General features: G+C 41.6%; 1 pseudogene. It reads right to left on the reverse strand.

The window, feature by feature from the left end:
• Positions 1-245: 245 nt before the first annotated feature.
• A pseudogene (locus ADK28_RS30020) lies at positions 246-515 on the reverse strand (formylglycine-generating enzyme family protein); the annotation flags it as partial.

Genomic DNA, 515 nt, shown 5'->3' on the forward strand with positions numbered 1-515 from the left:
AAAGTCCCCCATTAAAAACTCCCCTCCCTGTACGTGGATCATGTTTGCAGCGGATTTATCTACCAGGGCTTTAGTTATTTTTTTATTGGAATCTGAGTTTTCGCGATCACATCCAGTCAGCAGGCATACTGCAACGGAAACAACAATGCCAAATTGATTCATTCTTATCCCTCTGACGTCGAATCAGGTAATCAATGTATTTTCCGTACATTTTCATTAGCATAAAAAATCGAACCAGTGAAAGTTTAATAATTAGTCACACAGCGAAATACATATTGTGGACCAACCCCATACTTCTCGTAATCATCGTCTTCGTCGATTTTGGGTATAGGCAGTGACGATTGTCTGAACATGGTCAGGGCGTATTGACTGTCACCACCAACATAACCCCGCAATACTTTTTTAGTACCATTTGAAGGTCCTTTAGGATCTTTCACAGGGGAGTGAGAGTAATAATCTGATGCATACCAGTCATTCACCCACTCTGAGCCACTTAATCCCATGTCATAGAGCCC

Origin of the sequence: Serratia sp. 506_PEND (genome assembly GCF_001076875.1) — a bacterium.
Classification (GTDB): Bacteria; Pseudomonadota; Gammaproteobacteria; order Enterobacterales; family Enterobacteriaceae; genus Serratia; species Serratia marcescens.